The sequence below is a fragment of the Sulfoacidibacillus ferrooxidans genome (assembly GCF_022606465.1).
GTDB classification, from domain to species: domain Bacteria; phylum Bacillota; class Bacilli; order Alicyclobacillales; family SLC66; genus Sulfoacidibacillus; species Sulfoacidibacillus ferrooxidans.
In genome coordinates this window covers 405,526-426,271 of sequence record NZ_JALBUF010000001.1, presented here as the reverse complement: position 1 = coordinate 426,271, position 20,746 = coordinate 405,526, and the positions used below count along the sequence as shown (strand labels likewise).

Here is a 20,746-nt window from a genome sequence, read left to right as displayed (position 1 = left end):
TGAGATGATGTTCAATGCGTGTTGCGAATGAGGGTATGAAGATGAATATTCTATCAGTTGAAAATGTATCCAAAACATATGGAGACAAGACATTATTAGATCGCGTATCATTTGGTATTGAAGAAGGCGAGCGCATTGGGCTCATAGGGGTTAACGGCGCGGGGAAATCCACGCTACTGAAAGTGATTGCAGGTCTAGAAAAACCTGAGACAGGAAACATCGCATTGTCTCAGGGTGCCGTGATACACTATCTTCCGCAAGAGCCGGTTTTTGATCAGGGGGAGACGATTTTAAACCAGGTTTTTGCAGGTGATATGCCCGTTATGCGTTTATTGCGTGAGTACGAAGCATTGTTACTGCAAGAGGATCAGGGTGCAACCTATCAGCGTCAATTGATCCGATTGCAAGAACAGTTGGATCAGTCATCGGCTTGGCAACTTGAACATGAAGCAAAGACGATTCTTACTAAACTAGGTATCACGCAGTTTGAACGAGTGGTGGGCACGCTTTCAGGTGGTGAGCGTAAGCGCGTTGCGCTTGCGCGCGCATTCATTTCGCCTTGTGATTTGTTGATATTAGACGAGCCAACCAATCATATCGATCATGAACATGCGATGTGGCTAGAGGAATATTTGCAAAAACGTAAAGGTGCATTATTTATGGTTACACATGATCGCTACTTGTTAGATCGTTTGGTCAATCGCATATTTGAATTGGATTTTGGTCATATCTATCGATACACTGGCGGGTATCACGCATTTATTGAAGCAAAACTTGCTCGCGAAGAATCGCAAAGAGCATCTGAAGAGAAGCGCCAAAACTTTTTGCGCAATGAAATAAATTGGATATTGCGTGGCGCTCGAGCGCGAAGTACAAAGTCTAAAGTACGGACACAACGTTATTACGATGTATTAGAACAAGCGCCAGCAGCTACGCATGATGTATTAGAATTATCATCGGTCGCTTCACGGCTTGGTAAAACAGTGATTGAATTAGAACATGTAAATACAGGTTTTGGAGAACAGATATTGATTCGCAATTTTACATACCTTGTATTGCGGCATGACAGACTTGGGATTGTGGGGCCAAATGGGAGTGGAAAATCTACACTTTTAAAGATCATGGCAGGACAACTCGTTCCTGATCAGGGCACAGTGACCATTGGTGCGACAGTGAAGATAGGATACTTTTTACAAGAACATGAAGACATGACGGAGACAGAGCGTGTCATCGACTATGTTCGCAAAGAGGCAGAATGGATTGATATGGTAGATGGCAAACGACTTTCTGCTGCACAGTTATTAGAGCGTTTTTTATTTCCTGCATCTATGCAGTGGACGCCTATCGCTAAATTGTCAGGTGGAGAGAAGCGGAGATTAGCCTTAGTGCGCATCTTAATGTCAGCGCCAAATGTCCTTTTGCTTGATGAACCAACCAATGACCTGGATATTCCTACGCTCTCTATTTTGGAGTCATTTCTTGATGATTTTGCAGGTGCAGTGATTGTTGTCTCTCACGATCGTTACTTTTTAGATCGAGTTGCTGAAAAGATATTTGCGTTTGAAGGCCATGGGGAGATAACTTCATACAATGGCAACTTTACAGATTATCTTGCTAAACGCCCGATGCTAACGGATCTTGCTAAACAAGTCGATGGCCATGGACAACGATCAGAGCAGCTAGATAAGACGGACCATTCCCGGCAACGGCGCAAGACACTGAAATTTACGTATCAAGAGCAGAAAGACTTCGAACAAATTGATCAGCTTGTTGCAAACGCTGAAGAGGCTCTTAACAAGATTTTGCAGCAGATGGAGCAAGCAGCAAGTGATTATGGAAAGATTGAGGAGCTCTTTAAGGAGAAAAGAAAACTCGAGCTAGAGATAGATCATCTCATTGAACGTTGGACGTACTTGAATGAACGGGCTGAAGAAATTGAGAAGAGTCGACAAAGTTAAATGTCGGCTCTTCTCACATCGTCATACGGAAAAACTTGAAGTTTCTTTTTCACAGACTGTGTACCCCAACTGCAATGAAAACAGCTACTACAGGTAGCGGCAACATTGTGCTACATCAGTTCAGACGCTTTTTAAAGAGTCTTTAGGCGCAAATACCACGTTTTATAATCTAGCCCTTTGGCTTCAGATTCTTCTTTCGTTTCCATGTGATCTGCGCTAGTTGGTGCAGGAACAATGACTGGATCACCAGGCTTCCAATTTGCAGGTGTTGAATTCCCATATTGATCAGTGGTTTGTAGCGAATCGATTAAGCGCAAGATTTCTGAGATATTGCGACCAGCGCTCATGGGATAGTAAAGCATCGCACGCAGAACGCCCTTATCATCGATGATAAATACTGCACGTACTGCAGCTGTTGTAGCCGCTTTAGGGTGAATCATGCCATATAGATTGGAAACCTTCATATCAAGGTCAGCGATGACTGGAAATGGCACTTTTGTTCCGAAAACTTGTTCTAGGTCTTGCAACCAGGCTAGGTGAGAGTGTACGCTATCAATAGACAATCCAATTAACTGGACGTTGCGCTTTTCGAATTCTGCAGCTCTCGTTGCAAAACCGATGAATTCGGTGCTGCAAACAGGAGTAAAATCAGAAGGGTGGGAGAATAAAACGACCCACTTATCCCTAAAGTCACTCAACTTGATTTTACCTTGCGTGGATACAGCATCGAAATCTGGAGCAAATTCATTTAATTGGGGAAGTGAAGTTTGCTGTTCTGTGGTAGACATGGGGTAACCTCCTGAGTTTTAATTAGAATTATTATTGTTTATTCACGCCGTAATTATACTACACTTATACTGATATGCAACAGCATATAAAGAGGAGGAACTGATAATGCACATGCAAGAGGAGTGGGATGCGACACCGATACTGAAAGCTGCAGAGCTACGTGTAACCCCGCAGAGAGTAGCAATACTTGAAACAATGAAGCAGATGGGCCAAGTTCATCCGACCGCTGAGGAGATCTATAGTCATTTAAAGAATCATTTTCCTGCGATTAGTTTTGCCACAGTTTATAATGCGCTAAAATCATTTCTTGATGCGGATATCATTCACGAATTGCGGTATGGAGACAAGGCGAGTCGATATGATTTAAATACTGTAAACCATCACCATCTGATCTGCGATCGATGTGGAATGATGATGGATGTGTATTTGCCAGAGATTGATATCAGTGCTGCAGTGCAGGAGCATCATTTTGATATGAGGTCTTACCATATAGAGGTTCGCGGCTTATGTAAAAATTGCAGAGATCTAGATGTGCGTAAAGCGGATTGAAGCGATACTTACTTTCCCATGCTTGTTGTACTTTCAAATTCTTGTAGAAAAGTAATGGATTGATGATTGGTTTCTTTTGTGCTAGAGATCGTGATGATCCATCCGATGAGCGCTGCAACAGCAAATAATAGAATGCCTGCACTGTTACTCACCGTGGTGGAGAGTAAGGCGTAGCCGACTACACCAGTGATACCACCGATACGACCCATGGATTCCGCAATTCCTTGACCAGAAGCCCGTATTTCTGTTGGGAATTGTTCTGCCGGTAGAATAACAGTTGTTTTATCAGGACCAAATGCGCCAAAAGCATAGGTGACGATGAGAGCTAGTATAACCCAAAGTTTATGTGTTCCTGGTATAGAAATGGAAAGCATCGCAAGAGCAAAAAGCCCTATGGTACGGCCGAAAAATCCCCATAATTGTATAGGGCGCCTGCCTGTGCGGTCTATGAGAAATACTGTGAGTAAGGCTGCTGGGATCGTGATAGCTTTAACTAATAAACTGGCTAAGACCCCACGAACAACAGATGAACCTAATTGTTCCATTAAAAACGTCGGTAAAAACAGAGATAATCCTTGATCACTTATTTGGTAGAAAAACCAATTGGAGCTATTACTAAGTAACATGCGACGTAGGGCTTTATTTTTCCATGTGGAAGTAAACTCTTTCAGAGAAGTTATATGATGGTTTTGCCAAGCTGTTGATTCTGGAAGGATGGTACGAAAAAATAATAAAGGTGTGGCAAGGAGTGCGCCAATCGCTAATGTAGAGCGCCAACCACTTGGTCCTGCATGTAAACACCATGCTCCTACACCATATGCAGCTAACATGCCAAAATTGGCTGCCCACATGACACTAGCCATGACTCGACCGCGAGTTTTGGCCGGTATTAGCTCCGAAAGATAGGGAAATGCAGTTGCAAATTCTGCGCCAATGCCAATGCCTACAATAAAACGTGCGATAAGCAAGACGGTATAGTCGGGGGCTGTGGCACTGATGACTTCTGCGATGATAAATGTAGCAAAATCCAGCAATAAGATACTTCGACGTCCAAAACGGTCAGCGAGTACGCCTGCCCCGATACTGCCAAAAACCATGCCAATCAATGTAGAGGAACCAAGAAAAGACTGTTGCAAGCCATCTAGATGCCACATGATGATGAGTTGTGGCAATGAAATAGAAAGAGATCCTAAGTCATACGTACCCACAAGGATTCCCCAAGCAGTCAGTAAGATGATGAAGCGAAGTTTTGTGTGCGTATGATATGAAGTCATATGTACCCTCCACATGTATGATTTAGCTGACTTAGGGCATAACTGTGCAGGTAGAGGCAATTCTTCTAAGTGTCCATAGATAAACGATAGCGACTATTGACGATCTATATTAGTATAACCTAACAATTCAATAGAGGTAAACATGAGAAATAAAATCGTTTAAAAGTAATAGTTACTATTGACCAAAACAAAGCGCTGTAGTATGGTAATTATATCGTAATTACTACGTTTTGTTTTATTCTACATGGATACATAGAAGATGCATCTTATGTAGCCGGTATGGGGGCGAATGTATGAAGAGGCAAGAAGCATCCACTCAACTAGCAGAGAATGCAGTGGGCTTTTGGGGGTTAGTGAGTCAGAGTATTAGCGGGATGGCTCCATCTTGCGATGTGGTCGCATTTATGACCGCAGGTGCAGCGTTTGCAATGGCTGCACTCCCATTATCTTATCTGCTCGCCTTTCTCATTATGTTTATTGAGGTCAATACGCTGTATCATCTTTCTAAACACAGAACGACAGCTGGTGGTTACTATGGATATGTGGCGGCTGGATTAGGTCCACGAGCGGCAGTATTTACAGCATTTATGGTTATTTTTTATCAAATTATCAGTGTAGCTGGTATTCCCATTTACATTGGTGGTGTATTTTTACCCGGACTCTTTGCAATGATTCATATCGTGTTACCTAGCTGGATTTGGATTATTTCAGTCCTCTTTTTTATTGGTGTGCCATTGTTACTTGGAATCGCTGGTATTCGACCGACGATTAAATTTATCGCGTTCACTAGTCTCGTTGAGATTGCTTTTCTCATCGTCGCATCGATCATTATTATTGCGCGTGTGCACCCGGCGGTTCCGCTACAGCCATTTTCGCTGTTTCCTGTTGGAGTTAAAGGGGTTGCGCTTGGCATGATTTTCGCCATCACCAGTTTTATCGGTGTGGGAAGCCATGCACCGCTAGGAGAAGAGGCACGAGGAAAGGTACAAACACGTGGCAAAGTCGTTGGGAAGGCGGCTATGATCTCTCTTGCGCTAGTAGGAACTGCACTCACGCTGTCCGCTTATGCGTTAACAGTGGGATGGGGACTGAATCAGATGGCTAGCTTCGCTAGCAATGGCGCACCGGGAGTCGTCGTGTTTCTTCACTATCTAGGCCCAATTGGAGCGATTGCACTCATTGTATTGGCTTTAAATAGTGCGCTTGCAGATGGGATTGCACTCATTACAAGTTCTTCGCGTATATTGTATGCCATTAGCCGCGATGGCTTAGCGCACACTTCTTTTGCTCAAGTCAACGGGCAATCTGCTCCCCGCATGGGTGTAATTGTTCTTGCCTCGATCGCTATGGCTGTCGGCCTCATCTTTGGTTTTTTACTTGGACCTAGCAATGCGTTTAATGTGTTGACTACAGCTGTATTATTTGGGTTGGTGGCTGCGCATACGCTACTGAATTTATCTGTTATTCGCCTCTACCGACAAATGCATCAGATGCATATTGTGCGCCACTTTATCTTACCTGTTCTTTCGACTGTAATCTTATGGGTTGTACTATATGAATCCGTGTGGCCCATTGTGTATCCGTTGTGGATTTCACCTGCGATTTTCATTGTATTTGCGGCTGGTGTTATAGCGTATATCATGTATTTACAGCGACACCATAAAACGGAATTGGATGAAGCTGATGGTCTGGCAACTAGGCATCGGAGTGCGGACCCAGCTTAATCGATACGTACTAAAGCCCTTTTGTAGAAGTTTGCAAAAGGGCCTTTTTATTGAAATGAATGTTTCGCAAGCTCAATGTGCTATAGTTACGGTAGAGTATACTGTAATCCAAACACTAGAGTGTGGATGAGGCGTGAGGTGTAAGAGATGTCAAGCGATGCGGCGCGGATGCACAAAGCGCGCGCTTTGTTACAGCAATATTATGGATATGATGCGTTTCGAACAGGACAAGAAAATACGATTGCAAGTATTCTACAGGGGAGAGATACGATTTCCATCATGCCAACTGGTGGAGGGAAATCGATTTGTTATCAGATTCCTGCACTTGTATATGATCGCTTGACTCTTGTTATTTCTCCTTTGATCTCTCTGATGAAAGATCAGGTCGATGCACTCCAACATGTCGGCATATCTGCTACATTTATCAATAGTACACTTGGGATTAAGGAAGTTAGGCAACGTCTGTACAATGCCGAGCGGGGAGAATATCAACTGCTCTATATTGCGCCAGAGCGGTTGGAGTCAGAAGGCTTCGTTTCACTATTGCAGACGCTACGTCCAGCGCTTGTTGCTATTGATGAAGCGCACTGCTTATCGCAATGGGGACATGATTTTCGCAAAAGTTATCTTTCGATAGCGCCTTTTTTAGAGCAACTTGATACACGCCCTATCGTTGCTGCATTTACGGCGACAGCTACGCCAGAAGTAATTACAGATATCTGCGAGCAGCTGTATATGAGCGATCCACATATCGTAGTCACAGGTTTTGATCGTGCCAATTTACGCTTCTCTGTGCGGACTGGACAAGATAAACGGACATTTGTTTCTGAGTATCTTTCTTTGCATCGCGAAGAAGCGGGGATTATCTACGCAACTACGCGCAAAGAAGTAGATTCGCTTTCCGAATGGCTAAAAAAGAAAGGGTACGCAGTAGGACGTTATCATGCAGGGATGAGTGATGATGAGCGAAGTATTAGTCAGGAGCAATTTTTGTATGATGAAACGCGTGTAATGGTTGCGACGAATGCTTTTGGTATGGGCATCGACAAATCGAATGTGCGGTTTGTTATTCACTACAATATGCCTAAAAATATTGAAGCCTATTATCAAGAAGCGGGACGTGCTGGTCGCGATGGTGACCCAGGAGAGTGTATTCTTTTATATAGTGCGCAGGATATTCAGGTGCAAAAATTTTTAATAGAACAAAGTGAGTTACCGCCTGATCGCAAACGCTATGAATATCAAAAACTACAGGCAATGGCTGACTACTGTCATACTTCGCAATGTTTAAGAGCATATATCTTGCGATATTTTGGTGAAAAAGATACGGTAGAGCATTGTGGTTATTGCATCAATTGTGAGGATGATTTTCTGCGTCAAGATATAACAGTGATTGCGCAGCAAATTTTCTCGTGCATTTTTCGAGTCAAAGAGCGTTTTGGCATGACGATGATAGCGGCTATTCTTAAAGGGTCTAAGGACAAACGCCTCATGCAATTAGGTTTGGATCAAATGACCACCTATGGTTTAATGCGCGGGATCACGGAGAAAGAGATTATTGGCTATATTCAAACGTTAATCGCAGATGGGTATATTAAAGTCACTGCAGGACAGTACCCGGTGTTGATGCTTCAGTCAAAGGCAGCTGCTGTATTAAAAAACGAAGTGCAAGTATTTATTAAGGTCTTTCAAAAAAAAGAAGTTGCTGTGCCTGATGATCAGTTATTTGAGCAACTACGCGCCTGGAGAAAAGTATTATCACAGCGCGAAAACGTTCCTCCATATGTCATATTTTCAGATCATACGCTTCGTGAACTAGCGGCCATGCAGCCAACAACGCATGAAGCCATGCGCGCAGTAAAGGGAATTGGCGAGGTCAAATTAGCGCGCTATGGCGATGAGGTGCTGGCTATGATTAGGGCCTATACAAGATCATCTGTCACTACAGGAAGTGAGCTTTAAGTGGATGACATTTGTTCATCTTACTGCGGGTAAGTATAGAAACCTTGGCCACTTTTTCGACCAAGTCGACCTGCTTTAACATACTTCTCTAAAATAGGAGCAGGACGATACACTTCACCTAACTTTTCGTGTAAATACTGCATGTTGCGAAGTCTCGCATCAAGTCCGACGAGATCGACCATTTCTAGTGGTCCCATCGGGTGATTGAGTCCTAGACGAAGTGCCTTGTCAATATCTGCAGGCGATGCGACTCCTTCTTGCACCATCTTCATCGCTTCGTTGCCGATCACACAGTTTATGCGGCTTGTAACAAATCCAGGAAATTCATGCACTTCAATGGTTTCTTTACCCATTTGTCTTGCGACATCGCAAATGGTTTGAAAACATTGGTCAGATGTGTCAAGGCCACGTACAATTTCGATCAGTTTCATCTTATGTACTGGATTGAAGAAATGCATGGCGATCGTTTTTTCAGGTCGTCCTGTACTAGCTCCAATCTCTGTTGGACTCATGGTTGAAGTATTTGTAGCAAATATTGCATGGGCAGGTGCAAAGGCATCTGCCGTGCGAAAAACATCTATTTTGACCCCAATCTCTTCGATAACAGCCTCGATGACTAGATCTGCTTTGGCCACAGCTTTTGGTAGATCTGTCGTTGTTGTCAATCTTGCGAGAGCAGACGTAGCCTCTTCTTGTGTAAGAAGATTCCGTGTGACAGCTTTAGTTACAGTAGCTTCAATTTCAGCGTAAGCTCGTTCGAGTTGTTCGACTGCGATATCTTGTAATACAGTGTTGTACCCGGCAACCGCAGACACATAGGCAATACCTCGTCCCATCACGCCAGACCCAACTACAGTAATGTGTGTAACCTCCGTACTAATCACCTCGCAAGAGTTAGTGTTGTATGGTAATGGATGCTACTCATCTCGTTCATGCCATGCAGGAAGCATGCGATTGAGTGGTTGATCTTCGCGAAATGCAAGGGCATAATCGGCCTGCATGAGTGTGTGAATTTCCCGCGTTCCCTCATAAATGACAAGTGCTTTTGCGTTGCGTAAAAAACGTTCCACAGGATATTCATTGGAGTAACCAGAGGCACCGTGTATTTCAATGGCATCATTGGCACTTGCAAAGGCAGCATCACACGCGATCCATTTGGCAAGTGATGTCTCACGCGTATTGCGTACGCCTTTATTTTTTAAATAACCAGCCCGATAGACAAGCAGTTGCGATGTTTGATACCCAGCCTCCATCTTAGCAATCATCTGCTTCACCAGTTGATGTTGTGCAATAGGTACGCCAAAGGTTTTGCGCTCATGGGCATATCGAACAGAGGCGAAAAGAGATGCGCGAATCAAGCCAGTCGCACCTGCAGCAACCGTAAATCTGCCATTATCCAAAGCTGACATCGCAATCTTGAAACCTTCGCCGTCTTCACCTAAGCGATTTGCAAGTGGTACGCGCACATCTTCTAAAATGATTTCTCCTGTATCTCCCCCGTGAATGCCTAGTTTTCCGCGTATGGGACGCGTCGTTACACCAGGGAAAGTGCGCTCGACAATAAATGCAGTAATTCCACGATGTCCTTTGGTTGGATCGACATTGGCAAAGATCAGAAAATGATCTGCGAAGCTTGCCATCGAGATCCACAATTTTGTCCCGTTTAGGATATAGGAGTCTCCGTCACGAACGGCACGTGTGCGTAAAGATCCGGCATCTGATCCTGCGTCAGGCTCTGTAAGGCCAAAGGCGCCTAGTTTCTTGCCTTGTGCTTGTGGGAAAAGGTACTTTTGTTTTTGTTCTTCTGATCCCCACTGCAGCAATGTCATGCTATTAAGACCAATGTGTACGGAGACAGCTGTTCTATACGCAGTGTCACCAAACTCTAGTTCTTCACACACGATCGCAAGTGAGTTGTAATCCATCCCAGCCCCACCATACTTCTCCGGTATGCAAACACCCATGAGGCCAAGCTTTGCTAGTTTATGGACGACAGGCATTTCAAAATGATGGTCTTCGTCCCACGTGCGAATAAAAGGTAAAATTTCAGTTTCCGTAAATTTCTTCATCATCGATTGTAATTGAGTTTGCTCATGACTTAATGAAAAATCTAACAATGCATGGTAACCCCTTTCCATAGTGCGTTACATGTTGGAACGATGTACCTATAAATAATGGTACTTCGAATCGAGGTCATGTACAAGTACTGTTGACAGCGTTTTCTTACAATGTGTATTGTTTAGTTGAGCTACTTCATAGTAAACCATGATTTGAGGGTTGCCTAATGGATTTTTCGTTGCCAGATGAATTACACAAAATGAAAGACATGATTCGAGATTTTATTCAACACGAAGTAGAACCACTAGCTATGCAGATTGAAGAAGAGAATCAAGTTCCTGACACACTGTTGCAAAAATCTAAGGAGCTTGGTTTATTTGGACTTAGTATTCCGGAAGAGTACGGTGGAATGGGGCTGTCGATGGTAGGTAAGTGTGCGTTGTTTGAAGAGCTTGGGCAAACAATTAACGGGTACACGACCATTCTTGGCGCACATAACGGGATAGGTTCAGTTGGAATTGTGGAGTTTGCAAATGAGGAACAAAAACATCGTTACTTACCGAACATGGCGAGCGGTAAGTGGCTAGGTGCATTTGCCTTAACAGAACCGCAAGCAGGGTCAAACGCGGCGGCTATTGCGACCACCGCTGTGAAAGAAGGAGACCATTATCGGGTACATGGGCAAAAGATTTATATTACAAACGCACCCTATGCTTACGTGTTTACCGTGATGGCAGTAACTGATCCGAGTATGGGGGCAAAAGGGATCACTTCATTTATTGTAGAAAGGGATTTTCCTGGCTTTCACGTCGGGAGTATTGAAAAGAAAATGGGGTTGCATGGGTCTCATACAGCACAGTTGTACTTTGAGGATATGATAGTACCAGAGGAGAATGTGTTAGGTGCAGTAGGGGCGGGGTATGTCAATGCGTTAAAGATCTTAGCTAACGGCCGCGCAGGTCTTGCGGCGCGTGCACTCGGCTCCTGCCAATACTTGCTCGATCAAACAACGACCTTCGCACTACAACGCGAACAATTTGGTCAACCGATTTTTGAACAACAAATTATTCAACATTATTTAGCCGATATGGCAGTTGAGATCGAAAGTTTACGCTGGATGACCTATCGAGTGGCATGGATGACTGATCAAGGATTCAATGTGATTAAAGAAGCAGCCATGCTAAAACTATACGGATCCGAAGTATACAATCGCGTTGCAGATAAGGCCGTACAGATACACGGTGGGGTTGGATACATCGCGGATTATCCGATTGAGAGATTTTATCGTGATGCGCGGATTACGCGGATCTATGAGGGTACATCAGAAATTCAAAAGAATATTATCGCAGCACAATTGCGCAAGGAATATAGTAAGTAGTTATTGCGAAAATGAGGGGTGTATAAACTTGGCGGAACATGTGTGGATTGTAGAGTATGTTCGGACACCTATTGGAAAACAAGGTGGTGTGCTAAAGCGAGTGCGACCGGATGATCTCGCAGCTCACGTCATACAAGCAGTTCTGGAGCGAGCAAAAGTAGATTCCTCCGAAATAGAAGAAGTATTTTTGGGTTGTGCCAATCAAGCAGGGGAAGATAATCGCAACATTGCGCGAATGGCTTTGTTGCTAGCTGGCCTACCAGAACATGTACCTGGTGTCACGCAAAATAGACTCTGTGCATCTGGACTTGAAGCAGTCAATCAAGCTGCACGTGCCATTGCTTTAGGGGAGATGCATATGGCAATTGCAGGCGGTGTAGAAAGTATGACACGTGCCCCACTTGTGATGCCGAAACCAGATACAGAGTATGTCCGTGGCAATCAGACAATGTGGGATACGACACTCGGTTGGCGCATGGGCAATGAAAAGTTTCCTTTCCCAATGGAAAGCATGGGTGAAACGGCTGAAAATGTCGCAGAGTATTATGGCATTTCGCGTGAGGAACAAGATGCTTTTGCTTTGGCTAGTCAACAAAAGGCTGCAAAAGCACAGTCGCAAGGTGTATTTGCAAAAGAAATTGCACCTGTCGTTGTGCGAGATCGCAAAGGAGAGACAGTTGTTTCACAGGATGAGCACTTACGTCCCAGCACAACGCTTGCATCGCTCAGTGAACTGCGCCCTGCTTTTCGCAAAGGAGGAACAGTGACTGCTGGGAATGCATCTGGAATTAACGACGGTGCAGCGGCATTGCTACTAGTATCGGAGACAAAAGGTCGGGAATTAGGTTTGCGTCCGCTCGCTCGGTATGTGGTTTCGGCATCGGCTGGAGTCAGTCCGCGGATGATGGGACTTGGTCCGATACCAGCTACAAAAAAAGCGTTGCGTTTAGCCGGGTTGGATGTCACAGATATGGATTGGGTGGAGTTAAATGAAGCGTTTGCTGCACAATCCCTTGCCTGTATCCGCGATTTGCAAATTCCACTAGAACGAGTGAATCCACACGGGGGTGCGATCGCATTAGGTCATCCACTGGGATGTTCAGGTGCACGTATCATAGGTACTCTTGCGCAACAACTTCACGATGCTGGGGGACGCTATGGTCTTGCAACACTGTGTGTTGGAGTCGGTCAAGGTGTGGCTACGATTATCGAACGAGTGGATCAATAACTAAAAATATACACATGCTAAATTTGCACAATGAAATTTATTGACGAAATTAAATAAAGCTACTATACTAAGTGAAGTGAAGGTTGAACGAAATAACGTTCTTCTTTCAAATTACACCTACATAAGGGGGATATTATGAGTAAGTCACATTGGGTACTCGATCAGACACACAGCAGTATCGCATTTAGCGTTCGTCATATGATGATATCTAACGTCCGAGGTACATTTGAAAACTTTAGTGCTTCGGTGGACGCTGATCCAGCTGACTTAAAAAATGCAGAAATCACTGCAACGATCGAAGCAAAAAGTATAGATACACACAATGCAGATCGGGATAATCATCTTCGTTCTGACGATTTTTTTCAAACCGATAAGTTCCCTGAGATTACTTTTAAGAGCACTGAATTAAACGATCACGGGAAAGGGAAATATACACTTCAAGGTACACTGACTGTCTGTGGCGTGAGCAATCTTGTAACACTTGATTGTGAGGTAGTAGGTCCTGCAAACGATCCTTGGGGTAATGAAAGAATTGGCGTAACAGCAACTGGGGACCTGAACCGTAAAGACTTTGGATTGAATTATCATGCTGTACTTGAAACGGGCGGAGTATTGGTCGGTGAGAGTGTGAAGTTGAGTATCGATATGGAGTTTATTAAACAAGCGTAAATGAAAAACAAGTAACGGCACAGACTCATATAAACTGCAGAAGATGCAGTTTATATGAGTCTGTGCCGTTTTGGTGTAACAATTACTTTTATTGTAAAAAATCCACGATGACTTTAGCAGTTTCTATTGGTTTTTGTGCATTGATGCCATGTCCTGCGCCTTCTATGAGTTGTAAAGTTGCGTGCGCAATGTGTTGTGCAAGTAACTTTGCATTGGCAGGAGGGATGAGAATATCTGCAGATCCGTGTACTATGAGTGTGGGCATACTCAGTTGGGAGAGCCGATCACAACTACTCCATGCGCGTATAGCTAGTAACTGTCGGCCAAACGTAACATCAGCCGTTGGTTTCTTCGTTACCTGTTTCCAATTTTCATGAATAAAATCTGCGTTTGATTCGATGAAGTCATGAGGAAATAATACCTGCATGAGTCTGGATTTGGATTCCTCAACAGTGGTATTACGGCGATCAAGCATCTCTAAAACGTGTGATTCTGCAGGAATGGCCATGCGTCCACCGCAGTTTGTAGCGACTAAGATGAGTTTTACTACATGTTCTGGATGTTGGAGGGCGATTTCTTGTGCGATCATGCCCCCCATTGAGATGCCAAGAATATGTGCTTGAGGAATATGGAGTGCATCGAGTAAAGCCACACTATCATCTGCAAATTCAGCGATCGTATATCCAGTTTCCACTTGTTGTGATCGTCCTACACCGCGATTGTCAAATGCTATGACGCGATAATGTACCGCTAACGCTTGTAAAAATGGATCTCCCCACCAGTCAAGATTGCCGCCAAGCCCCATGATCAGCAACAGCGGGTCCCCTGTACCATGTTCTTCATAAAACATCTCCATGTCTCTGACTTTTGCAATAGGCATATGATTCTCTCCTTTCTATGTACTCCACCTAACATGTACGGATAAAGGTTATAGTACTCTTCATCATATACCTTTTGAACAATTTTTTACATATGTCATGCAAACGATAGCAGAATAAATGTTGGGCATGATAACAAACGATGATGAATAACCCATTGATTGAATCAAGAGTATGGCTGATAAAGGTAGGGTTAAAACTGTGGAGGGAATATCTAAGCGAACCATTTTCCCGCTTCTTAGCATCTCGTTGCTTCTTTATGTAGTAGCGGTGTCTGGTGGGACTGTAGCTTTGTACAGTGCGTTGGATGAACGAATGGCGATTGTACTCCATGCTTTTTGTAACTTGCTTTTAGTTCTTGCAGGAGGATTGCTAGGTCTGCTTGTGGGTCCACTTGCAGTGAGCCGTTCAAAGTGGATAATCCAAATATTATTACCGCAGCGTTCGGAAGGTGAATGTGAGTCATTATTGCGTTCATTAGCATCTATCGTGATTGTTCTTGGGATGACAGTTAGTCTGCTTTGGGGCGTTATTCTGATCGATCAATTTGTAGATACACATAGCACTTTACTCATTGAATCGGATGTACTGCTGTATAGCATGGGATTAGTAACAGGGATATCCTGGACAGTGTTGATGAAACAACATGCTTGGTTTGGCCTTTTTATAAGTGTCATTGGCATGATGATGAGCGTTGTCAATATTTTGAGTCCCTATTCCTTTTGATCATTTGTCGTACCTCACAAGTGAAGAGCAGAATGCAGAACAGGGGGGTCATACGATGAGCCAATGGATAGAGGAAAATGGGCAGAGTATTCGCTCCTGCGATTTGTGTGGACAAATGGCGTGGTTGCCGATACCTTCCGATCATCATATCTTTTGCTGTCATGGATGCAAAGAATTATATCACTTCCTCGGAGCGGAACAAGTGGAGATTCTCAAGCAACAACCCGGGCTAAATTGGGATCGTGTGCAAGGAGATATTGAACGCACAACAGGTTCCGTTTTACAAGCGCTTGATCCTCGGCATGTAGAACTTCGTATTGAAGGGATTACATGCCCTTCATGCGCTATTTTAATTGAACAAGTCCTCTTACGGAAAACAGGGGTGATGGCTGCAAAAATTGATTTTACTCAAAGTATTGCAGAAATTTCTCTTGATGCGAGCCTGATTTCACAAGAACAGGTGCAAACGCACATTGGGAAACTTGGATACCGTGCCAATCCTATTGCACAGATGCATGGCGACGTACTAGCTGGAGCGCTATTAATGAGAAGGTTTCTCGTAGCATGTATACTCACTGCCATCATGATGATGGTAAGTGTTCCTATATGGTCAGGAGATTTACCGCTATTCCCCGTTTCTGTTCGCTATGTATTGATGGACACACTTCTTGTTCTTGCAACAGTTGTTTTATTTTATAGTGGTTGGCCTTTTTTACGAGGTGCTTTTGCAAGTATCAAGAGTCGTGTGCCTACCATGGATCTACTCGTTTCTATTGGAAGTGTTTGTGCGTATGGGTATAGTGTCGTCAGTTTACTCACAACTCAAGAATTTTTATATTTTGATACAGTGGGGCTACTCATTACCTTTTTACTATTGAGCCGCAATCTTGAATATGCCACGAGAGAGCGCGCGCAAAGCGTCCTTCATGTAGTCAAGCGACTCATTCCAAAGGAGATGCGAGTGCTACAAGATGGGTATGAGAGCGTTAAAAACGTGTGCGATGTGCAATGTAAAGAGCAGTTTGTATTAAGTTCCGGAGAGGTGTCACCTGTAGATGGAAAAATTGTAAAAGGTGAAGTTGCAGTCGATGAGTCCGTTCTCACTGGAGAAGCAAAACGTGTGGAAAAAGGAGTGCGCGATCTCATCTACGCGGGGACGCGCGTATTTGGACATAGAGTCATTCTAGAAGTGATACGTACAACAGACACCTTACTAGAACAGACTGCACAGTATGTGCGCTTGGCACAAGCGAGTCACTCACACTGGAATCGGTTAGCCGATCGCCTCGTACGTGTCTTTGTGCCTTTTGTATTGACGGTTGCCCTTTCTACGTGGATCTACTTGGAATTGATTGCACATATGGCACCTTCACAAGCATTATTGCGGGCCATTGCAGTGCTTGTCATTGGTTGTCCCTGTGCGCTCAGTATCGCAACTCCTCTTGCAATATTGGGTGCGTCACAAAGGCTTTCAACAAATGGGGTATTGTTGCGCAGTCCAGATGCACTGGAGCGGGCGGGGCGCATCGAGAAAGTTGTCTTTGATAAGACTGGGACCATCACAACAGGAAGACTACATGTAGAGGATTATCTTGCAGTAGAGAATGTTGCATTATTGCAATGGGTAGCTTCTGCAGAAGTTCCGTCAGAACACCCCATCGCTGACGCTTTGGTACGAAAAGCACGTGAATTAGACATCCCATTGAAACAGGTTACGTCTTTTGTCTCTCACACAAGTATGGGTATTGAAGCTGTGATCGATGGACATGTGCTTCGCGTCGGTGCATGTGTTGAAAAAGATACAGTTCCAGTTCAGTGGAGGGAACGCATTGAAAAATGGCAAAATGCAGGCTTTACGATCATCTATGTTCTTATGGATGAAGTCCTTTGTGGGGTCATTAGTTTATCTGACGAATTGCGACAAGACATACATGCTGTGATCGCGGAACTTCGAAAAGCTGGTATGAGTGTGTCAATAGCCAGTGGCGATTCAGAGAGGGCAACCTCGCAAATGGCACATGCGATCGGGATCACAGAGTATGCAGGTCGACAAACTGCGCTTGAAAAATCGCAACTTGTTCACTTGTTGAAAGAAGATGGAAAGCACGTTGCTTTTATTGGTGATGGCGTCAATGATTCTCCAGCATTAGTCGCCGCAGATCTTGGGATAGCCATGGGATCTAGTGCGGATATTGCACTAGAAGCTGGTCACTTAGTTCTCGCACACAATAATATTGCCGCAATCCCCATCACGTTTTACATTGCGCGCATGACAACCGCTGTGATTCGCCAAAATTTATTGTGGGCGATCGGTTACAATATCATCGCTCAAATGCTTGCGGTGACAGGTATCGCTTCTCCTGCAATGGCGGCTCTTGCCATGCTATTATCCAGTGCCTTTGTGCTTGGAAACTCGCTGCGAGTGACAGGCTTCTCACCATTGCGCTATATCAGACGAGTAGCCACAATCATATTATTTGCTACAAGTCTATGGTTTCTTGCACTTTATCAGTTCTGAAAAATAGGTGCATACAAGTCGATAAAGAGAGGAAGCGTTGCTAATTGGTATCCTTTAATCGCGATGATAGTGTGTGGATGTTGGTCCGTCCTGACGCTGTTGCTCTCACTGTCTGCTTAGCTATCGCCTATGTGCTGTTACATAGATTAAGCCGTAAAGACACTCTACATTTCGCTACAACAGAGTTGTATAGGAATCAGTGGTTTCATCACATGGCTTATGCACTTGGACTCTTGCTTCTTTATGTGGCGCAGGGGCCACTTGCCGATTTATCCGAAACGAAGTTATTCACGGCCTATATTATACAAATGTTACTGATGACTATGGCTCTACCTTGGTTACTTGTATTTAGCTTACCTCCATTTGTCTTTACTTCGATTCTATCGATTGAGTGGTGTAAACGATCATTCCATCTCTTGGTACATCCAGCTTTTGCTTTAGTGACCTTTAATGCACTGGTCAGTTTAACTTTAATTCCCCCTATCCTTTCACTTATTCTCACAGTCAATTGGGTTCATATGCTTGAGCAGATGATCTTGTTTCTATCAGCAGTATTTTTTTGGTGGCCTATTGCTTCTCCAGTACCTGAAGTGGCTCCTTTGACTCGTGGAAGAAAGCTTTTTTACATAGCGTATTCATCTAATTTCATGATGCCCATCATTTTTTTACTCTTCTTGGCAGACCACCCATGGTACTCTATCTACCTATCAGCCTCGAATACACGACTGCCGTTATCCTTTCTTTCTATTGAGGGGATGGCTGATCAGCAATTGGGGAGTCTTGTAATGCTTGTAACCATGTACGTTATTTATGGGGCAATTGCTATTCGGTTGTATGTGAAACAGGATGAGTCGATTTGGTATGCCTAAATGAAGACGAGATAAAATTCAAGGTATAGCTTTGGCATGATTGCGCATGATATGGATTGAACTTCCACATCCCACTTTAGAACGGGGGGACGAACTGACGTGTCATCAAGATCGCTTTTATTAGTTGGAACAGGGCTAATTTCCTTGTTAGCCACTTCTTGTAGCAGCACGCCTGCTGCCGATCCGTCAAGTGTGCTCTCTGCTAACACGATGACGAGAACAGCTGATCTCTATATGACAGCTGGGTACAACAGCAATAATCTGTGGGCAAATTATGATGGATATGCCCATGGAAAAATGATGATTACGATTCCACTTGGGTATCGTATTCGATTGCATTTCACAAATGATGGAGGGGTGCCATACGCCATTGGCGTATACGACGCATACAACCATGTGGCTTTTAAGGGCGCAGGCAACTCGATTTCGGAGTTTGACTTCAATCCTACACTAGGGATTGTACCAGGTGATTCTGTCACGTACACATTCACTGCAAATCAAACAGGAACCTACCATCTGGCAAGTTATTTGTACCGCTTTCCAACGCACAATCCAAACAATGTATCACTCGGGATGTGGGATACGCTGCGGGTAGTATCGGGTGGCAGTCCTAATGTGTCTGTTTCGTAGGATGGAAAAAACTAACTGGATAAAGGCGCGGATGATGTAGATGAGTAAGGTGATAGATTCGCACAATGGTGCTGACTCGGTGGGTCGGAGGGAATGGGGCAAAGGCGTATTTTTTGGAACCTTAACGGTGGTTTTGCTCATAGGAATTGCCGTTCTTTTTGGACGCTATTGGCTTGAAGGGATATATCAACGAACATTTGAAAAAACTCCTATGCAAGGGACTGTGCATGTATTTCAGTTTGATTATTACTATGAACCGAGACATCTCACTTGGCGTGTCGGGGATCATGTCACTCTTGCCATACGCAATATGAGCTCTACACACTGGCATGAAATGGTCATTGGCCAAGGTTTCGATACCGTTCCGACTACATTTGGACCTATTCCCACTCAATTCAAAAGAGATTTTTGGGATGGAGTACCAGTGACGATTAGCGACGCAACACATATCGATAATCTTGTTCTCAATCATGCGAAGGCAACATTTGTTGGCCCAAAACCCAATATGGCTACAGGCGGAGATTTTAGTCCGACAATACAGCCGGGTGGATCGATTAATTTGACGTTTACGGTTCCAAATAAACCAGGCAATTGGGATTATGGGTGTTTTGTGCAGCAGTACATGCATTATATGGCGGGGATGAATGGCACAATCACGATCTTACCTGCCAAGTAGATCGGTCAGCGGACAGGAGGAAATAGTACGTGGGTGACATCCTTGCTTTTACGATCTCGTGGATCGTCGTATCCGTTCTTGGAGAGATGGGCGTACACGCGCTGTTCCAAAAGGGCCTTTATTACTATACGGCGACCACACAGGCGGTGGATGGAGAAGCGGCGTTTGCTTTTATTTTGACAATTCTCACGCCAGTCTTTGCGTTTATTGTGGTTATGATCATCTATTCGATGATCCGCTTTCGAGCGCGGGATCAAGAGATTAGACCTAGTCGCAAGCAGTTTTATAACAATAAGGCGTTCGTGAGTATTTGGATCACTATCAGTATCGTATTGAATCTGATGTTTTTTGTTCATCCCACAGCATCAGCTGTGGAGCAGATGTTTAATAGTGAACGCGCACGGTATAACAGTCACGATCTGATTGTCAATGTGACTGCAAGACAGTGGCAGTGGTTTTTCAACTATCCACAATACAATATTGCACAAGCGCAAGATAGTAATGGCAACAGCATTCTGTATTTACCGGCAAATCGCACAGTGAAGTTTGTCTTGCGCTCGTATGATCCAATGCACACGTACGATCCGTATATTGGTGTTGTTCACGGTTTTTGGATACCTGCATTTGGTTTGAAACAAGACGTAATTCCTGGTGAAACACGCTATCTCTATGTGCATACGACTAAGATCACTTCTTTTGAAGTGAACCCAATGGTGCGTGTGCAGTGCACGGAAGTATGTGGACCTGGTCATCCATTTATGGAGGCTCCTGTACATATCGTGTCAAGCTCAGACTTTTTGAAATTTGTAAAACAACAGCAACAACTGCAAGCGCAACAATCGTAATGAGATGAGGTTAGG

Annotated in this window: 18 protein-coding genes; 13 read left to right on the top strand and 5 right to left on the bottom strand. The window is 44.1% G+C overall.

The window, feature by feature from the left end; translation table 11 throughout:
• Window positions 1-41: 41 nt before the first annotated feature.
• Window positions 42-1,958, top strand: a complete 1,917-nt coding sequence (locus MM817_RS02195) for an ABC-F family ATP-binding cassette domain-containing protein (protein WP_241711798.1) — start codon at window positions 42-44, stop codon at window positions 1,956-1,958.
• Between the two features lie 131 nt (window positions 1,959-2,089).
• Here MM817_RS02195 and MM817_RS02190 read toward each other — a convergent pair whose 3' ends face one another.
• Complete coding sequence (locus tag MM817_RS02190; protein WP_241711797.1) at window positions 2,090-2,746, bottom strand: peroxiredoxin; 657 nt, start codon at window positions 2,744-2,746, stop codon at window positions 2,090-2,092.
• Between the two features lie 106 nt (window positions 2,747-2,852).
• On the opposite strand from MM817_RS02190, the gene MM817_RS02185 reads away from it, so the two are divergent.
• The gene (locus tag MM817_RS02185; RefSeq protein ID WP_241711796.1) at window positions 2,853-3,296 is read left to right on the top strand and encodes a Fur family transcriptional regulator; all 444 of its coding nucleotides are present in this window, start codon (window positions 2,853-2,855) and stop codon (window positions 3,294-3,296) included.
• A gap of 8 nt (window positions 3,297-3,304) precedes the next feature.
• Here the strand turns inward: MM817_RS02185 and MM817_RS02180 are convergent, their stop codons facing one another.
• Window positions 3,305-4,570 (bottom strand): MFS transporter, encoded by a 1,266-nt coding sequence (locus MM817_RS02180; RefSeq protein ID WP_241711795.1) that lies wholly within the window; start codon window positions 4,568-4,570, stop codon window positions 3,305-3,307.
• Window positions 4,571-4,863: 293 nt separating this feature from the next.
• On the opposite strand from MM817_RS02180, the gene MM817_RS02175 reads away from it, so the two are divergent.
• Both MM817_RS02175 and recQ read left to right on the top strand, forming a co-directional pair.
• Window positions 4,864-6,294 (top strand): APC family permease, encoded by a 1,431-nt coding sequence (locus MM817_RS02175; protein WP_241711794.1) that lies wholly within the window; start codon window positions 4,864-4,866, stop codon window positions 6,292-6,294.
• Between the two features lie 147 nt (window positions 6,295-6,441).
• On the top strand, window positions 6,442-8,256 hold the full coding sequence (recQ, locus tag MM817_RS02170; RefSeq protein ID WP_241711793.1) for a DNA helicase RecQ: 1,815 nt from the start codon (window positions 6,442-6,444) through the stop codon (window positions 8,254-8,256).
• A 20-nt stretch (window positions 8,257-8,276) separates the two neighbouring features.
• Here the strand turns inward: recQ and MM817_RS02165 are convergent, their stop codons facing one another.
• The gene (locus MM817_RS02165) at window positions 8,277-9,092 is read right to left on the bottom strand and encodes a 3-hydroxyacyl-CoA dehydrogenase NAD-binding domain-containing protein (protein ID WP_241712264.1); all 816 of its coding nucleotides are present in this window, start codon (window positions 9,090-9,092) and stop codon (window positions 8,277-8,279) included.
• An 81-nt stretch (window positions 9,093-9,173) separates the two neighbouring features.
• A complete protein-coding gene (locus MM817_RS02160) occupies window positions 9,174-10,394 on the bottom strand; it encodes an acyl-CoA dehydrogenase family protein (RefSeq protein ID WP_419723356.1) in 1,221 nt (406 codons plus the stop codon).
• Between the two features lie 146 nt (window positions 10,395-10,540).
• On the opposite strand from MM817_RS02160, the gene MM817_RS02155 reads away from it, so the two are divergent.
• The 3 genes from MM817_RS02155 to MM817_RS02145 all read left to right on the top strand — a co-directional run bounded on the left by MM817_RS02155 (window position 10,541) and on the right by MM817_RS02145 (window position 13,589).
• On the top strand, window positions 10,541-11,692 hold the full coding sequence (locus MM817_RS02155; protein ID WP_241711792.1) for an acyl-CoA dehydrogenase family protein: 1,152 nt from the start codon (window positions 10,541-10,543) through the stop codon (window positions 11,690-11,692).
• A 28-nt stretch (window positions 11,693-11,720) separates the two neighbouring features.
• Window positions 11,721-12,920 (top strand): thiolase family protein, encoded by a 1,200-nt coding sequence (locus MM817_RS02150; protein WP_241711791.1) that lies wholly within the window; start codon window positions 11,721-11,723, stop codon window positions 12,918-12,920.
• Window positions 12,921-13,055: 135 nt separating this feature from the next.
• Window positions 13,056-13,589: a YceI family protein gene (locus MM817_RS02145; protein ID WP_241711790.1), complete on the top strand. Its 534-nt coding sequence runs from the start codon at window positions 13,056-13,058 to the stop codon at window positions 13,587-13,589.
• Window positions 13,590-13,677: 88 nt separating this feature from the next.
• Here MM817_RS02145 and MM817_RS02140 read toward each other — a convergent pair whose 3' ends face one another.
• Window positions 13,678-14,469 (bottom strand): alpha/beta fold hydrolase, encoded by a 792-nt coding sequence (locus MM817_RS02140; protein WP_241711789.1) that lies wholly within the window; start codon window positions 14,467-14,469, stop codon window positions 13,678-13,680.
• A gap of 199 nt (window positions 14,470-14,668) precedes the next feature.
• On the opposite strand from MM817_RS02140, the gene MM817_RS02135 reads away from it, so the two are divergent.
• The 6 genes from MM817_RS02135 (at window position 14,669) to MM817_RS17185 (ending at window position 20,731) form a co-directional block, all read left to right on the top strand.
• Window positions 14,669-15,193 carry a hypothetical protein gene (locus MM817_RS02135; RefSeq protein ID WP_241711788.1) on the top strand — a complete coding sequence of 175 codons (525 nt, stop codon included), beginning with the start codon at window positions 14,669-14,671 and terminating at the stop codon, window positions 15,191-15,193.
• A 55-nt stretch (window positions 15,194-15,248) separates the two neighbouring features.
• On the top strand, window positions 15,249-17,711 hold the full coding sequence (locus MM817_RS02130) for a heavy metal translocating P-type ATPase (RefSeq protein WP_241711787.1): 2,463 nt from the start codon (window positions 15,249-15,251) through the stop codon (window positions 17,709-17,711).
• 44 nt (window positions 17,712-17,755) lie between these two features.
• Window positions 17,756-18,580 (top strand): cytochrome c oxidase assembly protein, encoded by an 825-nt coding sequence (locus MM817_RS02125; protein ID WP_241711786.1) that lies wholly within the window; start codon window positions 17,756-17,758, stop codon window positions 18,578-18,580.
• A 99-nt stretch (window positions 18,581-18,679) separates the two neighbouring features.
• The gene (locus tag MM817_RS02120) at window positions 18,680-19,210 is read left to right on the top strand and encodes a sulfocyanin-like copper-binding protein (RefSeq protein ID WP_241711785.1); all 531 of its coding nucleotides are present in this window, start codon (window positions 18,680-18,682) and stop codon (window positions 19,208-19,210) included.
• A 40-nt stretch (window positions 19,211-19,250) separates the two neighbouring features.
• The gene (locus MM817_RS02115) at window positions 19,251-19,886 is read left to right on the top strand and encodes a hypothetical protein (RefSeq protein ID WP_241711784.1); all 636 of its coding nucleotides are present in this window, start codon (window positions 19,251-19,253) and stop codon (window positions 19,884-19,886) included.
• Window positions 19,887-19,915: 29 nt separating this feature from the next.
• Complete coding sequence (locus tag MM817_RS17185; RefSeq protein WP_241711783.1) at window positions 19,916-20,731, top strand: cytochrome c oxidase subunit II; 816 nt, start codon at window positions 19,916-19,918, stop codon at window positions 20,729-20,731.
• Window positions 20,732-20,746: the final 15 nt, after the last annotated feature.

Coding starts and splice junctions, on each gene's coding strand:
- MM817_RS02195 (WP_241711798.1), top strand. CDS start 42: ATGAATATTCTATCAGTTGAAAATGTATCCAAAACATATGGAGACAAG.
- MM817_RS02190 (WP_241711797.1), bottom strand. CDS start 2,746: ATGTCTACCACAGAACAGCAAACTTCACTTCCCCAATTAAATGAATTT.
- MM817_RS02185 (WP_241711796.1), top strand. CDS start 2,853: ATGCACATGCAAGAGGAGTGGGATGCGACACCGATACTGAAAGCTGCA.
- MM817_RS02180 (WP_241711795.1), bottom strand. CDS start 4,570: ATGACTTCATATCATACGCACACAAAACTTCGCTTCATCATCTTACTG.
- MM817_RS02175 (WP_241711794.1), top strand. CDS start 4,864: ATGAAGAGGCAAGAAGCATCCACTCAACTAGCAGAGAATGCAGTGGGC.
- recQ (WP_241711793.1), top strand. CDS start 6,442: ATGTCAAGCGATGCGGCGCGGATGCACAAAGCGCGCGCTTTGTTACAG.
- MM817_RS02165 (WP_241712264.1), bottom strand. CDS start 9,092: ATGGGACGAGGTATTGCCTATGTGTCTGCGGTTGCCGGGTACAACACT.
- MM817_RS02160 (WP_419723356.1), bottom strand. CDS start 10,394: ATGGAAAGGGGTTACCATGCATTGTTAGATTTTTCATTAAGTCATGAG.
- MM817_RS02155 (WP_241711792.1), top strand. CDS start 10,541: ATGGATTTTTCGTTGCCAGATGAATTACACAAAATGAAAGACATGATT.
- MM817_RS02145 (WP_241711790.1), top strand. CDS start 13,056: ATGAGTAAGTCACATTGGGTACTCGATCAGACACACAGCAGTATCGCA.
- MM817_RS02140 (WP_241711789.1), bottom strand. CDS start 14,469: ATGCCTATTGCAAAAGTCAGAGACATGGAGATGTTTTATGAAGAACAT.
- MM817_RS02130 (WP_241711787.1), top strand. CDS start 15,249: ATGAGCCAATGGATAGAGGAAAATGGGCAGAGTATTCGCTCCTGCGAT.
- MM817_RS02115 (WP_241711784.1), top strand. CDS start 19,251: ATGAGTAAGGTGATAGATTCGCACAATGGTGCTGACTCGGTGGGTCGG.